A 20,056-nucleotide genomic window follows, 5' to 3' on the forward strand; every position below is an offset into this window, starting at 1 on the left:
GAAAAGAGAAATGTTATGCCAAATTATGCCATTATTTTAGCAGCGGGAAAAGGTACCCGTATGAAGTCAGATTTGCCAAAGGTTCTTCACAAGGTTGCTGGGATCTCCATGTTGGAACATGTCTTCCGTAGTGTTGGAGCCATCTCACCTGAGAAGACTGTAACGGTTGTGGGCCACAAAGCGGAATTGGTAGAAAAGGTATTAGAAGGTCAAACAGAGTTTGTCAAACAAACCGAGCAGTTAGGAACAGGTCATGCGGTCATGATGGCAGAGCCAGTCTTGGAAGGTCTTGAAGGCCATACCCTCGTCATCGCAGGTGATACTCCTTTGATTACGGGTGAAAGCCTCAAACACTTGATTGACTTCCATATCAACCACAAGAATGTGGCAACGATTTTAACAGCAGAAGCAGCTAATCCATTTGGCTATGGTCGGATTGTCCGCAATGACAATGCGGAAGTGCTTCGAATTGTTGAGCAAAAAGATGCGACAGATTTTGAAAAACAAATCAAGGAAATCAATACAGGGACTTATGTCTTTGACAATGCCCGCCTCTTTGAAGCCTTGAAGAATATCAACACGAACAATGCCCAAGGCGAATACTATATCACAGATGTGATTGGGATTTTCCGAGAAGCAGGTGAAAAAGTTGGAGCCTATACGCTCAAAGACTTTGATGAAAGCCTCGGAGTTAACGACCGCGTAGCCCTTGCGACAGCAGAAGGCATCATGCGTCGCCGCATTAACCAAGCTCATATGGTTAATGGAGTGAGCTTTGTCAATCCTGATGCGGCCTATATCGATATCGATGTTGAGATCGCACCAGAAGTACAAATCGAAGCCAATGTCACTCTAAAAGGGCACACAAAAATTGGGGCTGAGACAGTCTTAACCAATGGAACCTATATCGTGGACAGTGAAATCGGTGCAGGTGCTGTTATTACCAACTCTATGATTGAAGAGAGCACGGTAGCGGATGGTGTGACAGTAGGACCTTACGCCCATATTCGTCCTGGATCTAGCTTGGCAAAAGATGTCCATATTGGAAACTTTGTCGAAGTCAAAGGTTCGTCTATTGGCGAAAATACCAAAGCTGGTCATTTGACCTACATTGGCAACTGTGAAGTCGGTAGCAACGTCAACTTTGGTGCGGGAACCATTACCGTCAACTATGATGGGAAAAATAAATACAAGACCCTTATTGGCAACAATGTCTTTGTCGGTTCGAATTCGACCATCATTGCGCCAGTTGAGCTAGGAGATAATTCTCTAGTCGGTGCTGGATCTACCATTACCAAGGATGTGCCAGCAGATGCGATTGCGATTGGTCGTGGTCGCCAAGTCAATAAAGATGAGTACGCGACTCGCCTTCCCCACCATCCTAAAAATAAATAGGAGATTTTCATGCAATTTGAAGAAAAAACCATTGAGCGCAATGAGATTTATCAAGGACCGATTTTCCAAGTCGTCACAGATCAAGTGGAACTACCTGACGGAAAAGGTCAAGCGCAGCGTGATTTAATCTTCCATAATGGAGCAGTAGCAGTTTTGCCGATTACAGAAGATGGTAAAACGATCTTGGTCAAGCAGTACCGCAAGGCGATCGAGAGGACTTCTGTAGAGGTCCCAGCAGGGAAGTTGGAAAAGGGTGAAAATGCAGATCCTCAAGCAGCTGCTCTGCGTGAATTGGAAGAAGAAATTGGTTACACAGCGGATTTAGAGTTGTTGTATGATTTTTATTCTGCTATTGGATTTTGTAACGAGCGGATCAAACTCTATGTTGCGACCAACTTGAAAAAAGTGGAAAATCCTCGCCCTCAAGATGAAGATGAGACCTTGGAGCTGCTAGAAGTGACCTTGGAGGAGGCTAAAGACTTGATCCAAGCTGGGGAAATCTGTGATGCCAAGACCATTATGGCGATTCAGTGTTGGGAATTATCTAATAAATAGAGGAGGAACCAATGGGCAAACCTTTATTAACAGATGAAATGATTGAGCGGGCAAACCGGGGAGAAGCTATCTCTGGTCCCCCGCTCTTTGATGAGGAAGAAACAAAAATTCTCCCGACTGGAAACAGGGGATTTGGTTATGAACGGCCAATGACCACAAGGGAAGAAGATAGAGGACGTGGAGCATCGTATCCTCAGGAGACTATTCCGATCAGAGTCCAACCTACAGTGACCAAGAGTCGTCGGATTGAGAACCAAAAAGATGAGGTGCTTCAATCAAAATTGAATAAGATCTTATTTTGGGTCATCCTGCTCCTCATCTTGTTAATTCTTGCAATCTGGCGCTTATAAGAAGCCTCTACCAAAGGAGTTACGATTATGAAAATTGGAATCATTGCGGCCATGCCACAAGAGTTAAAAATTTTAGTGGAGGCTTTGCAGAATGGCGAGAAACATCTTCGCCTAGGAAAGGTCTACTATACAGGATCGATTGGTCGCCATGAGGTCGTTTTGGTTGAAAGTGGCATCGGAAAGGTCATGTCAGCCATGAGTGTGGCTGTATTGGCCAATGATTTTAAGGTGGAAGCCATTATCAATACGGGTTCTGCAGGTGCTGTAGCACCAGGGATGGCTGTTGGAGATATCGTCCTTGCAGACAAATTGGCCTACCATGATGTCGATGTGACAGCTTTTGGTTATGACTATGGCCAGATGGCAGGGCAACCACTCTACTTTGAATCCAGCCGCTATTTTGTATCAGAGATGAAAAAAGTTCTAGCTGAGGAACAAACACCAACCCATGTTGGCCTGATTGCAACTGGGGATAGCTTTATCGCGAGTGAAGAAAAAGTTGCAGCGATTCGCGAACATTTCCCAGAAGTATTGGCAGTTGAGATGGAAGGGGCAGCCATTGCCCAAGCGGCTCATGCAGCCGGCCGTCCTTTCATGGTCATTCGGGCTATGAGTGACACGGCAGATCACGCAGCTAATATCTCTTTTGATGAATTTATCGTAGAGGCTGGCGAGCGCTCAGCACAAACTTTGATTACTTTCTTGATGAGATTGGTGTAATATAAACAATAGAGTCAAGATGTCTCTAATATAAGTAGAAAGTGGGATAGAATGAAGATCATTTACAATTCATTCTGTCCCACTTCCTTTTCTGAAGCCGATTCCTTCAGAAATAGACTGACTTCATGCTATAATAAAGTCTAGAAATGGAAAGGAGAAGTTATGGTCTTATCAAAAAAACGGGCACGTCATGTGATTGAAGAAATTATTGCCCTTTTTCCAGATGCTCAGCCAAGTTTGGATTTTCGCAATCATTTTGAATTATTAGTAGCGGTGATGCTCTCTGCTCAAACAACGGATGCGGCGGTTAATAAGGCAACTCCAGCCTTGTTTGAAGCCTTCCCAACTCCTCAGGACATGGCGGTCGCCAGTGAAGCCGACATTGCCAAGCATATTTCCAAATTAGGTCTCTATCGCAATAAGGCTAAGTTTCTCAAAAAATGTGCCCAACAATTGTTGGACAACTTTGATGGCCAAGTCCCTCAGACACGGGAGGAACTGGAGAGTTTAGCCGGAGTGGGACGTAAAACAGCCAATGTGGTCATGAGTGTCGGTTTCGGAATCCCTGCCTTTGCTGTTGATACCCATGTAGAGCGGATTTGCAAGCACCATGACATCGTCAAGAAATCAGCAACACCATTAGAAGTGGAAAAACGAGTCATGGACGTTCTTCCTCCTGAACGCTGGCTCCCAGCTCATCAGGCCATGATCTATTTTGGACGGGCTATCTGCCATCCTAAAAATCCCGAATGTGATCACTATCCGCAATTGTATAACTTTAAAGACAGTTAAAAAGCGAGGTCTAATGACTTCGCTTTTATTTGATAGGGAAGAAAGTAAGTAAGAGCCAAGAAATCAGTAGAGTAATAGCGCCAATTCCAAGGACAAATAGAATAGGAATGAGGATTCTTTGGTAGGGATCTTTACCCCTTTCTTCAGCTTCTTCAATCTCGCTCAGACTGCGTCCTTGTTCATAGGCGACAAGCTGGCGATAAGTACGAAGATTATGCTTTTTCTTGAATTTTTCAATGCGTTGGGCGTAGAATATACCGACAGCAAGAATCAAGCAACTAATAGCGATGCCGTATCCATCCAAATAAAGAATGAGGGGAGTGCTGATGATAGGACTGCCAATTAGCAGTAAGCTAAAAACCACTCCATCTTTTTGATAGCGCATAAATTCTTGGTCGTGAATAATTTGTTTCATGGTTTCCAAATCTCCTTTGACTAGTTTGTCCAATGACACTTCAAAGACCTTGCTCAGTAAAAGCAGGTTTTGAATATCAGGGTAGGTTGCGCCGCGTTCCCAGTTGGAAATGGATTGACGGCTGACAAAGATGATTTCAGCTAATTCGTCTTGAGATAAGTTTTTCTCTTTACGATAGTGCTGGATTTGTTTTCCGACTTGCATAAGATTTCCTCGCTTCCTGATTTCATTCTACTCATTTATACAAAAAACGGCTATCAAAGTTCTTTGACATGTTGATTTCATGGGCTTTAACAAAGGTTTTTGCACTGGATTTACAGGTCTGTCAATTCATATTTTCCTATTGAAAAAGGGGCCAGCAGCCTCCTTTTTCTTATTCACTAAATCGTAAAAAGTAACCATCTGGATCCAAAATCGCAAATTCATGGGGATAAATAAAACTATCCCCCACTCGAAATTTTCTTTTTGTTAGCGGACGATGGATAGGATATTTAGCTTTCAGCAGTTTTTGGTGGAGCTGAGGAACATCCTTGATGCCAAAGGAAATATTGACACCGCGTCCGAAAGGATAAGTCAATTGGGCTAATTCTTCTGTACTGCCTTCTTCTAGCATAAGTTGGCAGTCTTCAAGCGAGAGGAAGAGAAATTTCTCCTCTGGACGCTCGTATTCGACAGAGAATCCCAGCAAGTCGCAGTAGAAGTGGTGGGATTTTTCGATGTCAGATACTACAAATTCAGGAATGACAGCTTGATAGTCCATTAGCGTTCTCCTTAGAGCTCAATCTCCATGACAATCGGTGTGTGGTCTTGACGGGCACCTGAATCAATCATAGCTGATTTGGTCACCTTATCCGCAACTCGATTAGAAGTGAGCCAGTAGTCAATTCTCCAGCCTGTGTTGTTAATCTTGGATGTCTTGCTACGTTGCGCCCACCAGGTGTATTGCTCTGGAAGATCTCCATGCAAGTGGCGGAAAGTATCAGTGAACCCTTTGGCTAGCAAGTTAGTGAAGCCTGCCCGTTCTTCATCGGTAAAGCCTGGGGAACGACGGTTGCTGGCTGGATTGGCCAAGTCGATTTCCTTGTGGGCTACGTTGTAGTCTCCAGTTGCCAGAACTGGCTTTTGTTGATCAAGTTCCACCAAGTAGTCTGCGTATTTGGTATCCCAGATTTGACGTTCTTCCAAACGTTTGAGCCCATCTCCAGCATTTGGAGTATAGACCTGGGTCACAAAGAAGTCATCAAACTCAAGAGTAATAATGCGACCTTCGAGGTCCATGGTAGAAGGAGCACCGATTTCTGGGAAGGTTACCCTTGGTGTTAATTCTTTTTTGTAGAGGAACATGGTTCCTGCATATCCTTTACGAGCGGGTTCTACAGAGGACCGCCATGTGTTTTCATATCCAGGGAAAAGTTCTTCTAAGACCTCTAAGTGTTTTTTCGTTGGTCCTTTGGCAGATAATTTTGTTTCCTGAATGGCAATGATGTCCGCATCCTCGGCTACCAAGGTTTGGAGGACGTCTTGTGAGAGCTTCGCGCGTACAGAGTCACTCGTCAAGGCAGCATTCAATGAGTCAATATTCCATGAGATTAGTTTCATATCGTTTCCTTTACTAACTTTGTCGATGCTTCTATTATACCAAAAAATATCCAGTCTCCTGTTTCTTGTGATTTGAGGAAGCATTCGTTTCTTGGTAAAAAGATGTTTGTATTGTTCACATAGCTAAAATGATGTTTGCTAATGAGCTAAGAATGAATGATTTTTATCTGGTCTAGCGACTCGCGTCTGGATGAAATGTGCTATAATGGGAGTTGAGTTTAAAATAGAAATATTCCTCAGATTTCCTATAAAGTTATCCTGTTTTAGGTTGTCTTGATAGGGGCTGGGGCTGAGAATCCTGATGAAAGGAGAGGTATGGCTCGAAAATCTAAACGTTCAAAAAAAGCGAATGCGAAGGTGAGAAAATTTGATAATCGGTGGATTACTAGACGACTTTATTTGTTATTCAGTCTAGTCTGTACCCTCTTTTTGATTTTAATTGCTAGACTAGGGTACATGCAGATTACTCATCAAGGCTTTTATACACAAAAGTTGGCAAAAGATACCAAAAAACACTTGACAAGGGGGAGTCTCCGAGGGCAGATTTATGATGCTTCTGGTCAGCCACTGGTAGAGAATGTCGATAAGAAGGTCTTGTCTTTTACTCGGAGCAATAAATTTACTGCTGAAGAGATGCGTCAAACAGCACAGCTTCTCCTAAATTACGTAAGCGTGTCAAATCCTCAAGTCAGCAAGCGTCAAGAGATTGACTTTTATTTAGCAAATACAGAAGTCTATAAAGAAGTAGTGGACAAACTTCCCAAGGAGGAACGGATCGATACGGATGGCAACCCCCTTCCAGAAGCGAAAATCTACCAGTATGCGGTGGATAGTATTGACCCAGCAAAATTGGGCTATACGGATGAAGAAAAAAAGGCCATCTATCTCTTCAGCCAAATGAATGCGGTTGAAAACTTCGCCAGTGCTACGATTGTGACGGATCCGATGTCCGATGAACAAGTGACGACGGTCAAAGATCATTTAAAAGAATTTCCAGGATTTGAAGTAATCACGAGTTGGGATCGAAAAGTAGTCGATAGTCCTTTGGCTTCTATTGTTGGCAGTGTATCGACAGAACAAGCTGGCCTACCAGCTGAAGAAGCTGATGATTATTTGAAAAAAGGTTATTCCTTAAATGATCGCGTCGGAACTTCTTATTTAGAAAAACAATATGAGTCTGTCCTTCAAGGAGAACGGGTTGAAAAAGAAATCCATTTGGATAAGAATGGCAATGTCGAAAAGATCGAAACCCTCTCAAAAGGAAGCAAGGGAAATAATATCAAGCTGTCGATTGATTTGGATTTCCAAAGAGGAGTGGAAGACATCTTGAAGAAGTCCTTCCAGGCAGAATTAGCTGCTGGTAATGCGACCTACTCAGAAGGGGTCTATGCTGTTGCCTTGGATCCAAAAACGGGTAAAATTCTTGCCATGGCGGGGATGAAGCATGAATCTGGTTCGCAAGATCTTACTCCTGATGCTTTAGGGACGGTGACCAATGTCTTTGTCCCAGGTTCGGTTGTTAAAGCGGCTACCTTGACAGCAGGATGGGAAAATGGGGTGATTTCTGGAAACCAGGTCCTATGGGATCAACCAATCTCATTTTCTGGTTCAGCTCCAATCACTTCTTGGTTCACCCAGTTTGGAAGCCAAGAAATCAATGCGGTACAAGCGTTAGAATATTCTTCCAACACCTATATGGTGCAGATTGCCCTTGATTTGATGGGCCAACCCTATCAGCCGAATATGAGTTTGAAGACTGATCAATTGGATCCAGCTATGAACAAATTGCGTTCGACTTTCGCCTCCTATGGTCTGGGAACAGAGACGGGAATTGACCTTCCGAATGAATCAACGGGCTATGTTCCCAAAGAGTTCACGATTGGTAATTACCTAACAGACGCCTTTGGTCAGTTTGATAACTATACCCCTATGCAGTTAGCTCAATATGTTGCAACCATTGCCAACGATGGGAAACGCGTGGCTCCCCATCTGGTCCAAGGGATCTATGAAAATGATGCCAAGGGAGGTTTGGGTCCTCTGAAAGAAGAGATTGCAACAAAAGAACTCAACCAAGTGGCTCTAACACCTGAAAATCTAGCCATCATCAAACAAGGTTTTTATCAGGTGGTATATGGAACCAGTGGCTTAACAACAGGTAAAACCATCGGAGAAGGAGCTGCCGTTCCAATCAGTGCGAAGACTGGGACTGCAGAAACATTTGTAAATGGTGGAACCCCTGCTGTAAACACCAATGTCATCGCTTATGCCCCATCTGAAAATCCTCAGATTGCGGTGGCAGTCGTCTTCCCTCACAACACTAATCTCCAAGCGACTGTTAGTCACAGTATTACCAGAGAGATTATCAATCTCTACCAGCAAAAACATCCTATGAATTAGAAAGGAAGCTATGCTCTATCCAACACCTATCGCAAAATTAATTGAAAGTTATTCGAAGCTCCCTGGTATTGGGATTAAGACGGCAACTCGTCTGGCCTTTTATACCATCGGAATGAGTGATGATGATGTCAATGAGTTTGCTAAAAATCTCTTGTCAGCAAAGCGGGAATTAAGCTATTGTTCCATTTGCGGGAACCTGACAGATGAAGAAGAGTGTGCCATTTGTCGAGATGAGACACGCGATCCATCGACCATCTTAGTAGTGGAAGATAGTCGAGATGTGTCAGCCATGGAAAATATTCAGGAGTACCACGGTCGCTACCATGTCCTTCATGGCTTGATTTCACCCATGAATGGGGTCGGACCGGATGATATTAACCTCAAGTCCTTGATCACACGATTAATGGATCATGAGGTCCAAGAAGTCATTGTGGCGACCAATGCAACAGCAGATGGTGAAGCAACTTCTATGTATATCTCACGTGTCCTCAAACCAGCTGGCATCAAAGTGACCCGTTTGGCGCGTGGATTAGCTGTCGGAGCCGATATCGAGTATGCGGACGAAGTGACCCTTCTTCGAGCTATTGAAAATCGAACCGAGTTATAAGCGGTTATAGAGAGGCTGGGACAAAAGTCCTAGCCTCTCAATTGTTTTTTGATTGTCGAGCAAGACGCAGTGGTTGAGTGGGCTCTACTACGCTGATTTCATCAGCTTTTATAGCCCTACTCAACTGTGCGGAGGTGGGACGACGAAATCGAATTCTAACGAATTACTGATTTCTGTCCCACTCTCTTTTTGTTTTTTAGGTGTTCTCCCTCGTTTTCTTTCTTTTTAAAGTGTGGTATACTAGAGGGACGAACTCGTATGTGAGGAGTGCTTTTGATAAGTCGATTATGAAGCACAAAATTAAACAAAGGATTAGGACCAAACAATGGCAAAAGAAAAAATAGTACTTCTTTATGGTGGCCGTAGTGCAGAGCGTGAAGTATCGGTGCTTTCAGCTGAAAGCGTCATGCGAGCGATTAATTATGACAAGTATTCGGTCGAGACCTATTTCATTACTCAGGCTGGGGACTTCATCAAGACCCAAAGCTTTGAAGAAAAGCCTGCTGAAACCGAACGCTTAATGACCAATGAGACCATTGATTGGGACGCAAAAGTATCTCCGAGCAGCATCTACCAAGAAGGAGCGGTTGTTTTTCCAGTCCTTCACGGACCGATGGGCGAAGATGGATCGGTTCAAGGATTCTTAGAAGTCTTGAAACTCCCTTATGTGGGTTGTGATATCCTTTCTTCTAGTGTAGCTATGGATAAGATTACTACGAAACGAGTCCTAGAATCTGCAGGGATTCCACAAGTTCCTTATGTGGCTGTCCTTGAAGGAGACGACCTAGAGGCTAAGATTGCCTTGATCGAAAAAGAATTAACCTATCCGGTCTTTACCAAGCCTTCTAATATGGGCTCTAGTGTTGGGATTTCAAAAGCAGAAAACCAAGCAGAACTCCGTCAGTCTTTGGAATTGGCCTTTAAATACGATAGCCGTGTTCTGGTTGAGCAAGGTGTCGTAGCGCGCGAAATCGAAGTGGGACTATTAGGCAACTACGATGTGAAAAGTACCCTCCCTGGTGAAGTGGTCAAAGATGTAGCCTTTTATGACTACGAAGCCAAATACATCGATAATAAGATTACGATGGCAATTCCGGCTGAAATCCCAACAGAAGTTGCAGCGACTATGCGTCAGAATGCCGAATTGGCCTTCCGTGCTATTGGTGGCAAAGGTCTCTCTCGTTGTGATTTCTTCTACACAGGGGATGGAGGCATCTACTTGAATGAGCTTAATACCATGCCTGGCTTTACCCAATGGTCTATGTATCCTTTACTTTGGGATAACATGGGCTTAGCCTATCCTGATTTAATCGAGCGCTTGGTAGAATTAGCCAAAGAAACCTTTGAAAAACGCGAAGCGCACTTACTTTAAGAAACTGTTCCTAGCGGGAGTGGGAGATGAAGTCAACTCATAGAGGAGTCACTTTTCTTCCTGCTCCCACTTTTTAGAGGAGAATACCATGAATGTAACCTTGCACGAAGTAGCACGTGTCCTTGGTGCCCGAAATGATATCAGTCAATTTGAGGATTTTGTTTTACAGAAACCAGAATTTGATAGTCGTCTCATTGGCCCGGGGGATCTCTTTGTCCCTCTCAAGGGGGCGCGTGATGGGCATGATTTTATTGAAACCGCCTTTGAAAATGGGGCTGTAGCGACCTTGTCTGAAAAAGAAGTAGAAGGCCACCCTTATTTATTGGTAGATGATGTTCTAGCGGCCTTTCAAAAATTAGCCCAATATGTTTTGGAGAATAGTCAAGTAGATGTCTTGGCGGTCACTGGTTCAAACGGTAAGACAACGACCAAAGATATGTTGGCTCAACTGCTGTCTACTACTTATAAAACCTATAAAACACAAGGGAACTACAATAATGAGATTGGTCTCCCTTACACGGTTCTCCATATGCCAGAAGGGACAGAGAAGCTTGTCCTTGAAATGGGACAGGACCATCTGGGAGATATCCATCTCCTCTCAGAAATTGCCCATCCAAAAGCAGCCATCGTGACCCTCATTGGGGAAGCTCACCTGGAGTTTTTCAAAGATCGCAAAGAAATCGCTAAAGGGAAATTGCAAATTGCGGACGGCATGCCAGCTGGAGGCTTGCTCCTAGTACCAGCCGATCCCATTGTAGAGGATTTTTTACCCAACCAACAAGAACTTGTGCGATTTGGGGAAGGAGCAGATATCCGCATTACCAAGTTGGACGAACGCAAGGATAGCTTAACCTTCCGCACGAATTTCTTAAATGAAGCCATTGATCTTCCTGTAACTGGGAAATACAATGCGACCAATGCCATGATTGCAGCTTATGTTGCCCTGCAAGAAGGAGTCAGCGAAGAGGCCATCCGTGCAAGTTTTAAAGGCCTAGAGCTTACGAAGAACCGCACAGAATGGAAGAAGGCAAGTAATGGAGCGGATATCTTATCCGATGTCTACAATGCCAATCCGACGGCTATGCGCCTGATTTTAGAAACCTTCTCGACCATTCCTGCCAATCCAAATGGCCGGAAGTTGGCAGTTCTTGCAGATATGAAAGAACTAGGGGGGCAATCCATTGATCTGCACAACCAAATGATTCTCAGTCTTTCACCGGATGTCTTGGATACGGTTATTTTCTACGGTCAAGACATTGCGGGCTTGGCTCAGTTAGCGAGTCAGATGTTCCCACTCGGACATGTCTATTATTTCAAAAAGACCGCTGAGGAAGATCAATTTGAGGACCTGGTCAAACAAGTCAAGGAAAGCTTAAAAGAGCAGGACCAAATCCTCATCAAGGGAAGCAATTCCATGAATCTAGCCAAATTGGTAGAGGAGTTGGAGAATGGCGAGTAATAATGTACTAAAGAACATTCAGCGCTTGATTTCAATCACCAATACAGGCTTAGCGTTCTCAAAAGATCCATTTGATCAAGAGCGCTATCAGGATATTCGTGCCATTTTACAGGATCTTGTCAGAGAAGCGACTGATTTGAATCCACAAGAATTATCGGATTTGTTTAGACCGACAGACCATTACGACACTCCCTTGATTGATGTTAGGGCATGGATTGTCAAAGATGGAAAACTTTGTCTGGTGAAAGGTCAGGGAGAAGAGACCTGGGCCTTGCCGGGTGGCTTTGGTGAGGTTGGCTATTCTCCGACGGAAAACATTTTAAAGGAAATCCAAGAAGAAACGGGCTATTCTGCGCGTGTAATCAGATTGTTGGCAGTATTTGATACCAATCGCTACCAATTGCAAAGTCGCCAATATGTGAAATTGGTATTTGAATGTGAATTATTAGATGGAAATTTTGAAAAGAACCAGGAAATTTCCGACCTTGCCTTTTTTGAGAGAGAAAAAATACCTGCTCTTTCTACCAAGCGCAATACAGAAGAACAATTGAACTTCCTTTGGGAGGTCTATGATGGAAAACGAGATTTGTATTGTGATTAAAAATGATCTATAAATTAAAGGAATATGAAAATGACACTTTGGGATTTATTGTTTACAAACCAAAAATCAGCCCCACCTGAATTTGGGCTCTGGTATTTCATTCTGCCAACTTCTTTGTTGGTGGTTGGCTACTTTTCCATTAGATATGCACAGTCCAAAAGCTACCAACGCTTTTGGTATTGGGCACAGTTGATTCAAGTCTTGACCATTAATGCTTGGTATATTCTTGCCCACATGCCGTTGACGGATAATTTGCCATTCTATCATTGCCGCTTGGCCATGCTAGTGATTCTTTTTGCACCTAGAGGGACCTATATCAAGCAATATTTTGCTCTCTTGGGAGTTCTAGGATCGATTGCGGCCTTGGTTTACCCAGCCTTTGATCCCTTCCCTTTCCCTCATATCACCGTTCTGAATCTCATTTTCAGCCACTGGGCCTTGCTTGCCAATAGCTTGATTTATCTGCAAGATTATTACCAATCTGAAAAACAAGATACCTTGAGAATCTTTAAGATCACCTTTGGCATGAATGCCTTGATTTTCTTGGTTAACCTATTGACGAAAGGAGATTATGGCTTCTTACGGCGCCCACCCATCATTGGGGACCATGGTGCTCTCTTGAACTACCTTTTGGTTAGCTTGGTGATGGTAGCTGGAATTTGCTTGGTCAACCAGCGTTATAAGTACAAATACAAGATGGTTGAAGAGACGGTCGTTTCACGTTCAGAATAGAAAATTGATGAGCTGAGGTTAGGAAATCATGCCACTTTGGGATTTATTTTTCACCAGTCAACCAACGGCCCCTCCTCAATTGGGAGCTTGGTACTTTTTGTTGCCGACCTCATTGATGCTGGTAGGCTATCTGTCTATTCGATTTGCTTCTTCCAAAGGCTATCAAACCTTTTGGTATTGGGGGCAATTGATTCAGTTGCTGATAATCAACTCTTGGTATATTGCAGCACACTTACCTTTTTCAGAGAGCCTGCCCTTCTATCATAGTCGGATGGCTATGTGGATAATTCTTTTGGCTCCCAAGGGAAGCTTCAAGCAATATTTTGCTCTTGTTGGTGTCTTTGGGTCCATCATGGCCTTGGTTCATCCCGTCTTTTATCCCTATCCCTTTCCTCACGTATCCTCGATCAACAATGTCTTTGGCCACTGGGCCCTCTTGGCTAATTGCTTAATCTATCTGGTCCAATTCTACCAAGTAGAAGAAGGAGACGCTTGGAAGATCTGTCAGATGACCTTTGGTGTCAACGCTATTATTCAGCTTGCTAATCTCGTAACGTGTGGAAATTACGGCTTTATGCGTCGTCCTCCTGTAATTGGCGATCATGGGCTCGTGCTCAATTACTTGATCGTGACTATCCTGATGACAGGAACCCTCATCCTGATCAATCATCTTATTAAGTCCAGTAAGAAAAGAAAAAGAACATCTGAATCCGTTTAATAAGGAGATCTTATGCATCATTTTTTTACAACTGAATCCACTGTACCACCTGTTATACCGCTCCTTTGGTATGGAGTCATGGTTCTTTTAATCGTAATGGCAGTATGGGCTTCATTACGTTACTACCAAAATGAACAATTTCGGAAGATCTTTCGAAACCTACAAATATTTCAATTGATCTGTCTCTATATCTGGTATTTTGCTTTTCAGCTTCCCTGGTCCAATAGTTTACCCTTGTACCATTGTCGTTTGGCTATGTTTGCTGTCTTGCTGTTGCCAGACCGATGGAAGAGCAAGCAGTTCTTTGCCTTGATGGGAGTGAGTGGAGCGATCTTTGCCTTGGGATATCCAGTCTTTGATCCCTACACCTTCCCTCATATTACGAGCTTTTCTTTCCTCCTCGGGCATTACTGTCTTTTGGTTAATTCTTTGATTTATCTCTTGAGATGCTATGATTCGAGCCTCTTAAAAAATCGAGAGATTGTTCTCTATACTTTCGTTTTGGATCTATTTCTAGTTGGCGTCAACCAAGTCACTGGAGGGAATTATGGACTCATGGCCCGGCCACCGATTATCAAAGGGGACAGCCTCTTGGTGAATTACGTCGTGGTCTCTAGCATCTTAGCAGCAGCCTTGCTTCTCTTTAATGTATTTTTCAGTCGTAAGCCTGCAAGAGAAAGAGTTATTCGATAAAAAGAAAAAGGAGGGTGGGACCATCAGTCTCAGCCTTCTTTTAGTTAATAGGAGTTTGAAATGAAGAGGTTTTTACTAGTCATTGGTATATTGTGTGCCTTTTTTTGTACGGTTAGTCCGGCTCAGGCAGATGATGAAGTTCGCTATTCGATAGAATCCTATGTGGGACACCTCCACTTGCAGGAAGATAGCCAGGCGACATTTACGCAAGAGATTACCTACATTTTTTCAACAGGCTATAATGGGCAGTACGTAACTTTAGGGAGTGTAGATCCCCTTCCCAAAGGATTTAAAATCCATGAAAATCCTCAAGTGGAAGCTTATGTGGATGGGGAAAAACGAGAGATCCGTGTAGAAGAATCGGATCTCGGAAATGGACGTTTATTAAAAATCTACAATTCAAGAATCGTTGGTGGCAAAGTTACCATCAAGGTTGTATGGAAGATTGATCATATTCTAGAACTGTATTCCGATATCGCCGAGCTCAATTGGTTCCCTATTTCAGATGGGGATGAGGACGTAGCAAAATTAGATTTTTATGTGGATGGCTTGGATGCCAAGCAGGGAGACTTGTATGCTCATACCGGTTATTTTAATCCACCAGCCCAGATTGAACGGACTGAGACTGGCTATCACATTCAGTTATGGAACTTCCCAAAGAATGGAAAATTGGAGCTCCACGCATACTGGCCCATGACAGAAGCTCTACGTCGAGGCCAATCTAATGAGATTAAAAAGGAAAAGGGAAAGGATAAATTTCTTAAAAAAGAAAAATCCATTCAACAAAAAACATTCATCTACAAGACACTGTTTCTCAGAGTCATTCCAATTGTATCGATTCTTTTATTTGTTCTAGCTTTCATTCCATGGATCCGCTATATGATCAGTACCAGAACTCGTCGGATTGCAAAAGGAGTAAGATTATACGAACCCCCACAGAACTTGCCACCCTTTGTCCTAGCCAAGGCCTTGTATCAACTTGATTTTGAACAGATGGTCATGTCTAGAGAGAAAGGTCAACTAAAATTTAATCATCTCATCCAAGCAAGTATTTTGGATCTCATTGATCGAGGAAATCTTCGTTTGACGAGAGATGAAAGTGGAGGGACCTTGACCTGTCTTCACCATGAAGGCTTGGCTGATTTTGAATTGAAGTTTATTGAAATGATCTTTGATCAAGAAACTGAAATCAGGATCAGTGAGGTGTTCTCGAAATATAAAATTAATCAAGCAGCCCTAAAAAAGGATTTTCGAGCTGCTAAAACAGACACACAAAGAGACCGTATTCGAAAGGTCGGAAGTGACGTTCGATCACTTTTGAAAAAGGACGCCCAGCAATTGTCAAAAGGCGTCGATAAGGAAATTACGAAATTAGGGTTGCCCTCTTATTTTAGAGACTTATCTGAAAAAGAAGAAGCTTTTTCAAAAACAGGCTGTGCCTTACACTTTTGGCTCTTACTGATTTTATTTGTGAGCATGTGTTTCTTATCTTTTGGATTTGGTTCACACCTCTCTTCATACTATTTTTTGATCATTTTATGTCTGGTTTTGTTATTGATTCCATTTTATATTGTTGTGAAACGTCGCGAAGATCATCTACAATCCTTGGAGAACTTGGATTCACAATTCCAATGGATGGCCTTTAGAAATATGATTGAAAGTATTCCAAATTTCAACCAAGCAGAACTTGAAAGTGTCATCCTATGGAATCGTATCTTAGTCTATGCAACTATGTATGGGCAAGCTAAAAAAGTGAGTCAGGTACTCCAAAGTCATCAGATTTCCGTGCCATATGAAGACTGGGATGCTCTTGTTTGGCTCACATCCTCTCCAAATTCCTTCCTAGATGGGTCTACCTTAATGAGCTATGCAGCTGATTCCTACAGTGTTTCAAACTTCTCTATTAACTCCTCAGATGGCAGTGGTGGCTTTGACGGCGGTGGTTTCTCTGATGGCGGCGGTGGTGGAGGATTTGGGGCCTTCTAATAGCCCCTGTGATTGAATGAAGTCTGGGATGTAGAACCATTGTAGTTCTCCCTCAGGCTTTTTAATTTGTAAATACACTGATGATTGAAAAAAGGCTCTATTTCCGCTATAATAGGTTAGTTAAGGTAAAAGGAGAGAACCAATGTAGAAGGATCCTACTTACTAAAAAATATGCTTTTAAAAATAACTGAGGATGAAAGAATGACAATAACTGACGAAATTAAAAAACGCCGTACCTTTGCCATTATCTCTCACCCGGACGCGGGGAAGACAACCATTACTGAGCAGTTGCTCTACTTTGGAGGAGAGATTCGGGAAGCAGGTACCGTAAAAGGAAAGAAAACAGGGACTTTTGCAAAATCTGACTGGATGGATATCGAGAAACAACGTGGGATTTCGGTAACTTCATCTGTGATGCAGTTTGACTACGACGGCAAACGAGTAAATATCCTAGACACTCCAGGGCACGAGGACTTCTCAGAAGATACTTATCGGACCCTGATGGCGGTGGATGCTGCGGTCATGGTAGTGGACTCTGCCAAGGGTATTGAGGCCCAAACTAAGAAATTGTTTGAGGTTGTCAAACACCGTGGGATTCCAGTCTTCACTTTTATGAATAAACTGGACCGTGACGGTCGTGAACCACTAGATCTCTTACAAGAATTGGAAGAAGTATTGGGCATCGCTAGTTACCCAATGAACTGGCCAATCGGGATGGGGAAAGCCTTTGAGGGACTCTATGACCTCTATAACCAACGCTTGGAACTCTATAAAGGGGATGAACGTTTTGCCAGCCTAGAGGATGGCGATAAACTATTTGCTAGCAACCCATTCTACGAACAAGTAAAAGATGATATTGAGCTTTTGAATGAAGCAGGAAATGAATTTTCAGAAGAAGCTATCCTTGCAGGTGAATTAACTCCGGTCTTCTTTGGTTCGGCTCTTACCAACTTTGGTGTGCAGACTTTCTTGGAAACCTTCCTCAAGTTTGCTCCAGAGCCACACGGCCACAAGAAGACAGATGGAGAAATTGTCGATCCTTATGACAAGGACTTTTCAGGATTTGTCTTTAAAATCCAAGCCAATATGGACCCTCGTCACCGCGACCGGATTGCTTTTGTTCGGATCGTGTCTGGTGAATTTGAGCGGGGGATGAGTGTCAATTTGCCTCGTACTGGTAAGAGTGCTAAGCTATCTAATGTCACCCAGTTTATGGCGGAAAGCCGTGAGAATGTCACCAATGCCGTAGCAGGAGACATCATCGGGGTCTACGATACCGGTACGTATCAGGTCGGGGATACGCTAACAGTTGGGAAGAATAAGTTTGAATTTGAACCACTGCCAACCTTTACTCCTGAAATCTTCATGAAGGTATCTGCCAAGAATGTCATGAAGCAAAAGTCCTTCCATAAGGGAATTGAGCAATTGGTGCAAGAAGGAGCCATCCAGCTCTATACCAACTACCAAACGGGTGAATACATGTTGGGTGCTGTTGGTCAATTGCAGTTTGAAGTCTTTAAGCACCGGATGGAAAATGAATACAATGCCGAAGTGGTGATGAGCCCAATGGGTAAAAAGACGGTTCGCTGGATCAAACCTGAGGATCTAGATGAACGCATGTCTTCAAGCCGAAACATCCTGGCCAAAGACCGCTTTGACCAGCCTGTTTTCCTCTTTGAAAACGACTTTGCTCTCCGTTGGTTTGCAGACAAGTATCCAGACGTGGAGTTGGAAGAAAAAATGTAACTCAGTACCAACAATTGGAACTAAAGTTCCTAATTGTTGAACGCTAGTCGCTATTTGGCGAACTAGCTAACTGCCTCACTAACTACGTTTGGCAAATGGAATCGATTTGCCAAACTCCGTATCGTAGTGTAAAAATTGATTTACCTAAACGCTCCACTAGTAAAGTTTTATGAATATTATCGATTCGTAAAACTTTACGTCGTAACAGTCCGATGGGAAGGTTATCCTAACTGCATCACTAACTACTTTTGGCGAATAAAATATATAAATTGAAAAACCAGCTCACTTGAGCTGGTTTTGGGATGAAGACAAACTTCCATTTTACATAAAAAATCAAGTGATTTTTCAATAAATAAAAATAATTCCATATTTTTATAGTCATTAAAGCCAGTACTGAAACTTTCCGCTGTGAGAAAAATGCTTGAAACAATGTTGTTTCAAGCACTCGGGAGTTTTGAAAGTAAAACAGTTTGGGAAACTGTTTTAGCCTGAGCCCAGAAATTAAAGAGCGAAGGGGTTCAAAACTAAGTCATGGAACTTCGTAGAAGTTCGCTGACGTCCGTACTCACTTAAGGAAAGTTTCTAAGAATATTTTTTCTTTAATAAAAAACCAGCTCAAGTGAGCTGGCTTTTTATTGTTCTGTAATGAGGAGTCTTCCCAAAAATTCTTGTAAGATAAAGAAGACAATGAGGCTGGCAATGGTCTCGCCTAAGAAGGACGAGCTATTCACAATCAGTGAGTACAGGTAGGCACTTTGGCCAGCTGGAGCATAGCTTCCCCAGAAGATGACACCTGCAATGTAGTGAATCAGGTAGCGTGCAAAACCACCCAAGATGACTCCGACTGTGATAAAAGTAAGCGTCTGTAGTCGTTTCTTTTCTTGGATAGCCTTGTCAAGAGCTGGTTTGACAGTTCCACTCAGTCCAATCAGACTAAAGGCTACAAAGTACTCTAAGAAACCTTGGATTGGAGTCAACCAACCACCAGCTGCTTCCCCTGTCACGACTTGCAACAATCCCCAGATGAATCCACCCATGGCACCAGCCTTCACGCCCCAGCGGAAACTGAGGAGAAAGATGGGAACCATCTTAAAAGATAGAGAAATCCAAGGACCTAAGGACATCGGTTGAGTAACCAAATCCAAAATATAAGCAATGGTCGCTAAAAGAGCAACCTCAATCATTGGTCGAACCGTAGTTTTCGACATAAAAAAACCTCCTATACCAATCGTTTTGATTGGCTCATTTGTTGCCACACCAAAACGACGTCATAGAAGTTCTCTATTTCATTCTGTTTTGAGACACATCCCTACGCAGGTCCTAACCTGATCAGGTGGTAAGAGTTTAGGTCAGTAACGAACACTTTTGGTATTCCATCTAACCAATCTCAGCAGCTGCTCCTCTTGTGACTCTTTCATTATACTATCTAAAAAACGTTCCCGCAACTTTTTAACTCGCAAAAAATATGGTATAGTTATTAAGATAGAAAATGCACAAATTGTGGAGGAAATAATCATGGGTATTTTTGCAGGTTTGATGGGCAATGCTTCTCAAAAAGACGTCGATAAGGTTGAAAAAGATTTAGGGGATATCCTGGTTCCAGGTGAGCAGGTAACTCTGGCTTTTAGTTTGATTCGTGACTTGATTGTCTTTACTGAGTACCGTCTGATTTTGGTGGACAAGCAAGGAATGACAGGGAAGAAAACATCTTATAAATCCCTTCCTTATCGTTCTATTTCGCGTTTTTCAGTAGAAACATCTGGTCATTTTGATTTGGATGCTGAATTAAAAATTTGGGTTTCATCAGCTGTAGAACCATCAGAAACACTTCAATTTAAGAGCGACAATAGTGTCATCGAAATCCAGCAGGCCTTGGCAGCAGCTGTATTGCGTTGATAAAAAATAAATTTAAACAGTCT

20 protein-coding genes and 1 riboswitch are annotated in these 20,056 nt (G+C 42.9%); of the genes, 16 read left to right on the plus strand and 4 right to left on the minus strand.

The features are described from left to right. Nucleotides 1-15 precede the first annotated feature (15 nt). From glmU to nth, 5 genes are all read left to right on the plus strand, one after another. Nucleotides 16-1,395 carry a bifunctional UDP-N-acetylglucosamine diphosphorylase/glucosamine-1-phosphate N-acetyltransferase GlmU gene (gene glmU / locus D8785_RS07745; RefSeq protein WP_125375050.1) on the plus strand — a complete coding sequence of 460 codons (1,380 nt, stop codon included), beginning with the start codon at nucleotides 16-18 and terminating at the stop codon, nucleotides 1,393-1,395. Between the two features lie 9 nt (nucleotides 1,396-1,404). After that, nucleotides 1,405-1,950: an NUDIX hydrolase gene (locus tag D8785_RS07750; RefSeq protein WP_125375051.1), complete on the plus strand. Its 546-nt coding sequence runs from the start codon at nucleotides 1,405-1,407 to the stop codon at nucleotides 1,948-1,950. 11 nt (nucleotides 1,951-1,961) lie between these two features. Beyond that, nucleotides 1,962-2,300, plus strand: coding sequence for a cell wall synthase accessory phosphoprotein MacP (macP, locus tag D8785_RS07755; protein ID WP_125375052.1), 339 nt, complete (start codon nucleotides 1,962-1,964; stop codon nucleotides 2,298-2,300). A 27-nt stretch (nucleotides 2,301-2,327) separates the two neighbouring features. Continuing rightward, the gene (locus D8785_RS07760) at nucleotides 2,328-3,020 is read left to right on the plus strand and encodes a 5'-methylthioadenosine/adenosylhomocysteine nucleosidase (RefSeq protein ID WP_125375053.1); all 693 of its coding nucleotides are present in this window, start codon (nucleotides 2,328-2,330) and stop codon (nucleotides 3,018-3,020) included. Between the two features lie 162 nt (nucleotides 3,021-3,182). Next, a complete protein-coding gene (nth, locus tag D8785_RS07765) occupies nucleotides 3,183-3,812 on the plus strand; it encodes an endonuclease III (RefSeq protein ID WP_125375054.1) in 630 nt (209 codons plus the stop codon). A gap of 25 nt (nucleotides 3,813-3,837) precedes the next feature. On the opposite strand, the gene D8785_RS07770 is transcribed toward nth, so the two are convergent. From D8785_RS07770 to D8785_RS07790, 3 genes are all read right to left on the minus strand, one after another. After that, the gene (locus tag D8785_RS07770; protein ID WP_125375055.1) at nucleotides 3,838-4,431 is read right to left on the minus strand and encodes a helix-turn-helix domain-containing protein; all 594 of its coding nucleotides are present in this window, start codon (nucleotides 4,429-4,431) and stop codon (nucleotides 3,838-3,840) included. A 169-nt stretch (nucleotides 4,432-4,600) separates the two neighbouring features. Then, the gene (locus tag D8785_RS07785; RefSeq protein WP_125375056.1) at nucleotides 4,601-4,987 is read right to left on the minus strand and encodes a bleomycin resistance protein; all 387 of its coding nucleotides are present in this window, start codon (nucleotides 4,985-4,987) and stop codon (nucleotides 4,601-4,603) included. Between the two features lie 11 nt (nucleotides 4,988-4,998). Next, nucleotides 4,999-5,826: an exodeoxyribonuclease III gene (locus D8785_RS07790; RefSeq protein ID WP_125375057.1), complete on the minus strand. Its 828-nt coding sequence runs from the start codon at nucleotides 5,824-5,826 to the stop codon at nucleotides 4,999-5,001. A 315-nt stretch (nucleotides 5,827-6,141) separates the two neighbouring features. Here D8785_RS07790 and pbp2b point away from each other — a divergent pair, with 315 nt between their 5' ends. The 10 genes from pbp2b (at nucleotide 6,142) to D8785_RS07845 (ending at nucleotide 18,137) form a co-directional block, all read left to right on the plus strand. Next, nucleotides 6,142-8,223: a penicillin-binding protein PBP2B gene (gene pbp2b / locus D8785_RS07795; protein WP_125375058.1), complete on the plus strand. Its 2,082-nt coding sequence runs from the start codon at nucleotides 6,142-6,144 to the stop codon at nucleotides 8,221-8,223. Between the two features lie 10 nt (nucleotides 8,224-8,233). Further along, nucleotides 8,234-8,830, plus strand: coding sequence for a recombination mediator RecR (recR, locus tag D8785_RS07800; RefSeq protein WP_006596694.1), 597 nt, complete (start codon nucleotides 8,234-8,236; stop codon nucleotides 8,828-8,830). Between the two features lie 325 nt (nucleotides 8,831-9,155). Next, the gene (locus tag D8785_RS07810; RefSeq protein WP_125375059.1) at nucleotides 9,156-10,202 is read left to right on the plus strand and encodes a D-alanine--D-alanine ligase; all 1,047 of its coding nucleotides are present in this window, start codon (nucleotides 9,156-9,158) and stop codon (nucleotides 10,200-10,202) included. An 88-nt stretch (nucleotides 10,203-10,290) separates the two neighbouring features. After that, entirely contained in the window at nucleotides 10,291-11,661 is a 1,371-nt protein-coding gene (locus tag D8785_RS07815) for a UDP-N-acetylmuramoyl-tripeptide--D-alanyl-D-alanine ligase (RefSeq protein ID WP_125375060.1), read from the plus strand. After that, entirely contained in the window at nucleotides 11,651-12,262 is a 612-nt protein-coding gene (locus tag D8785_RS07820) for an NUDIX hydrolase (protein WP_023022628.1), read from the plus strand. Before D8785_RS07815 ends, D8785_RS07820 begins: the two co-directional genes overlap by 11 nt. A gap of 30 nt (nucleotides 12,263-12,292) precedes the next feature. Next, entirely contained in the window at nucleotides 12,293-12,994 is a 702-nt protein-coding gene (locus D8785_RS07825) for a YwaF family protein (RefSeq protein ID WP_125375061.1), read from the plus strand. A 28-nt stretch (nucleotides 12,995-13,022) separates the two neighbouring features. Next, nucleotides 13,023-13,712: a YwaF family protein gene (locus D8785_RS07830; RefSeq protein ID WP_125375062.1), complete on the plus strand. Its 690-nt coding sequence runs from the start codon at nucleotides 13,023-13,025 to the stop codon at nucleotides 13,710-13,712. A gap of 12 nt (nucleotides 13,713-13,724) precedes the next feature. After that, the gene (locus D8785_RS07835; protein WP_023022633.1) at nucleotides 13,725-14,405 is read left to right on the plus strand and encodes a YwaF family protein; all 681 of its coding nucleotides are present in this window, start codon (nucleotides 13,725-13,727) and stop codon (nucleotides 14,403-14,405) included. A 60-nt stretch (nucleotides 14,406-14,465) separates the two neighbouring features. Beyond that, nucleotides 14,466-16,391, plus strand: coding sequence for a DUF2207 domain-containing protein (locus tag D8785_RS07840; RefSeq protein ID WP_125375063.1), 1,926 nt, complete (start codon nucleotides 14,466-14,468; stop codon nucleotides 16,389-16,391). Nucleotides 16,392-16,592: 201 nt separating this feature from the next. Further along, on the plus strand, nucleotides 16,593-18,137 hold the full coding sequence (locus tag D8785_RS07845) for a peptide chain release factor 3 (RefSeq protein WP_023022638.1): 1,545 nt from the start codon (nucleotides 16,593-16,595) through the stop codon (nucleotides 18,135-18,137). Between the two features lie 632 nt (nucleotides 18,138-18,769). Here D8785_RS07845 and thiT read toward each other — a convergent pair. Next, on the minus strand, nucleotides 18,770-19,345 hold the full coding sequence (thiT, locus tag D8785_RS07850) for an energy-coupled thiamine transporter ThiT (RefSeq protein ID WP_125375064.1): 576 nt from the start codon (nucleotides 19,343-19,345) through the stop codon (nucleotides 18,770-18,772). A gap of 81 nt (nucleotides 19,346-19,426) precedes the next feature. Continuing rightward, a riboswitch (TPP riboswitch) is annotated at nucleotides 19,427-19,551 on the minus strand. Nucleotides 19,552-19,652: 101 nt separating this feature from the next. Here thiT and D8785_RS07855 point away from each other — a divergent pair. Further along, complete coding sequence (locus D8785_RS07855) at nucleotides 19,653-20,033, plus strand: PH domain-containing protein (RefSeq protein WP_006596927.1); 381 nt, start codon at nucleotides 19,653-19,655, stop codon at nucleotides 20,031-20,033. Nucleotides 20,034-20,056: the final 23 nt, after the last annotated feature.

The sequence above is a fragment of the Streptococcus australis genome, from assembly GCF_003943615.1.
GTDB classification, from domain to species: Bacteria; Bacillota; Bacilli; order Lactobacillales; family Streptococcaceae; genus Streptococcus; species Streptococcus australis_C.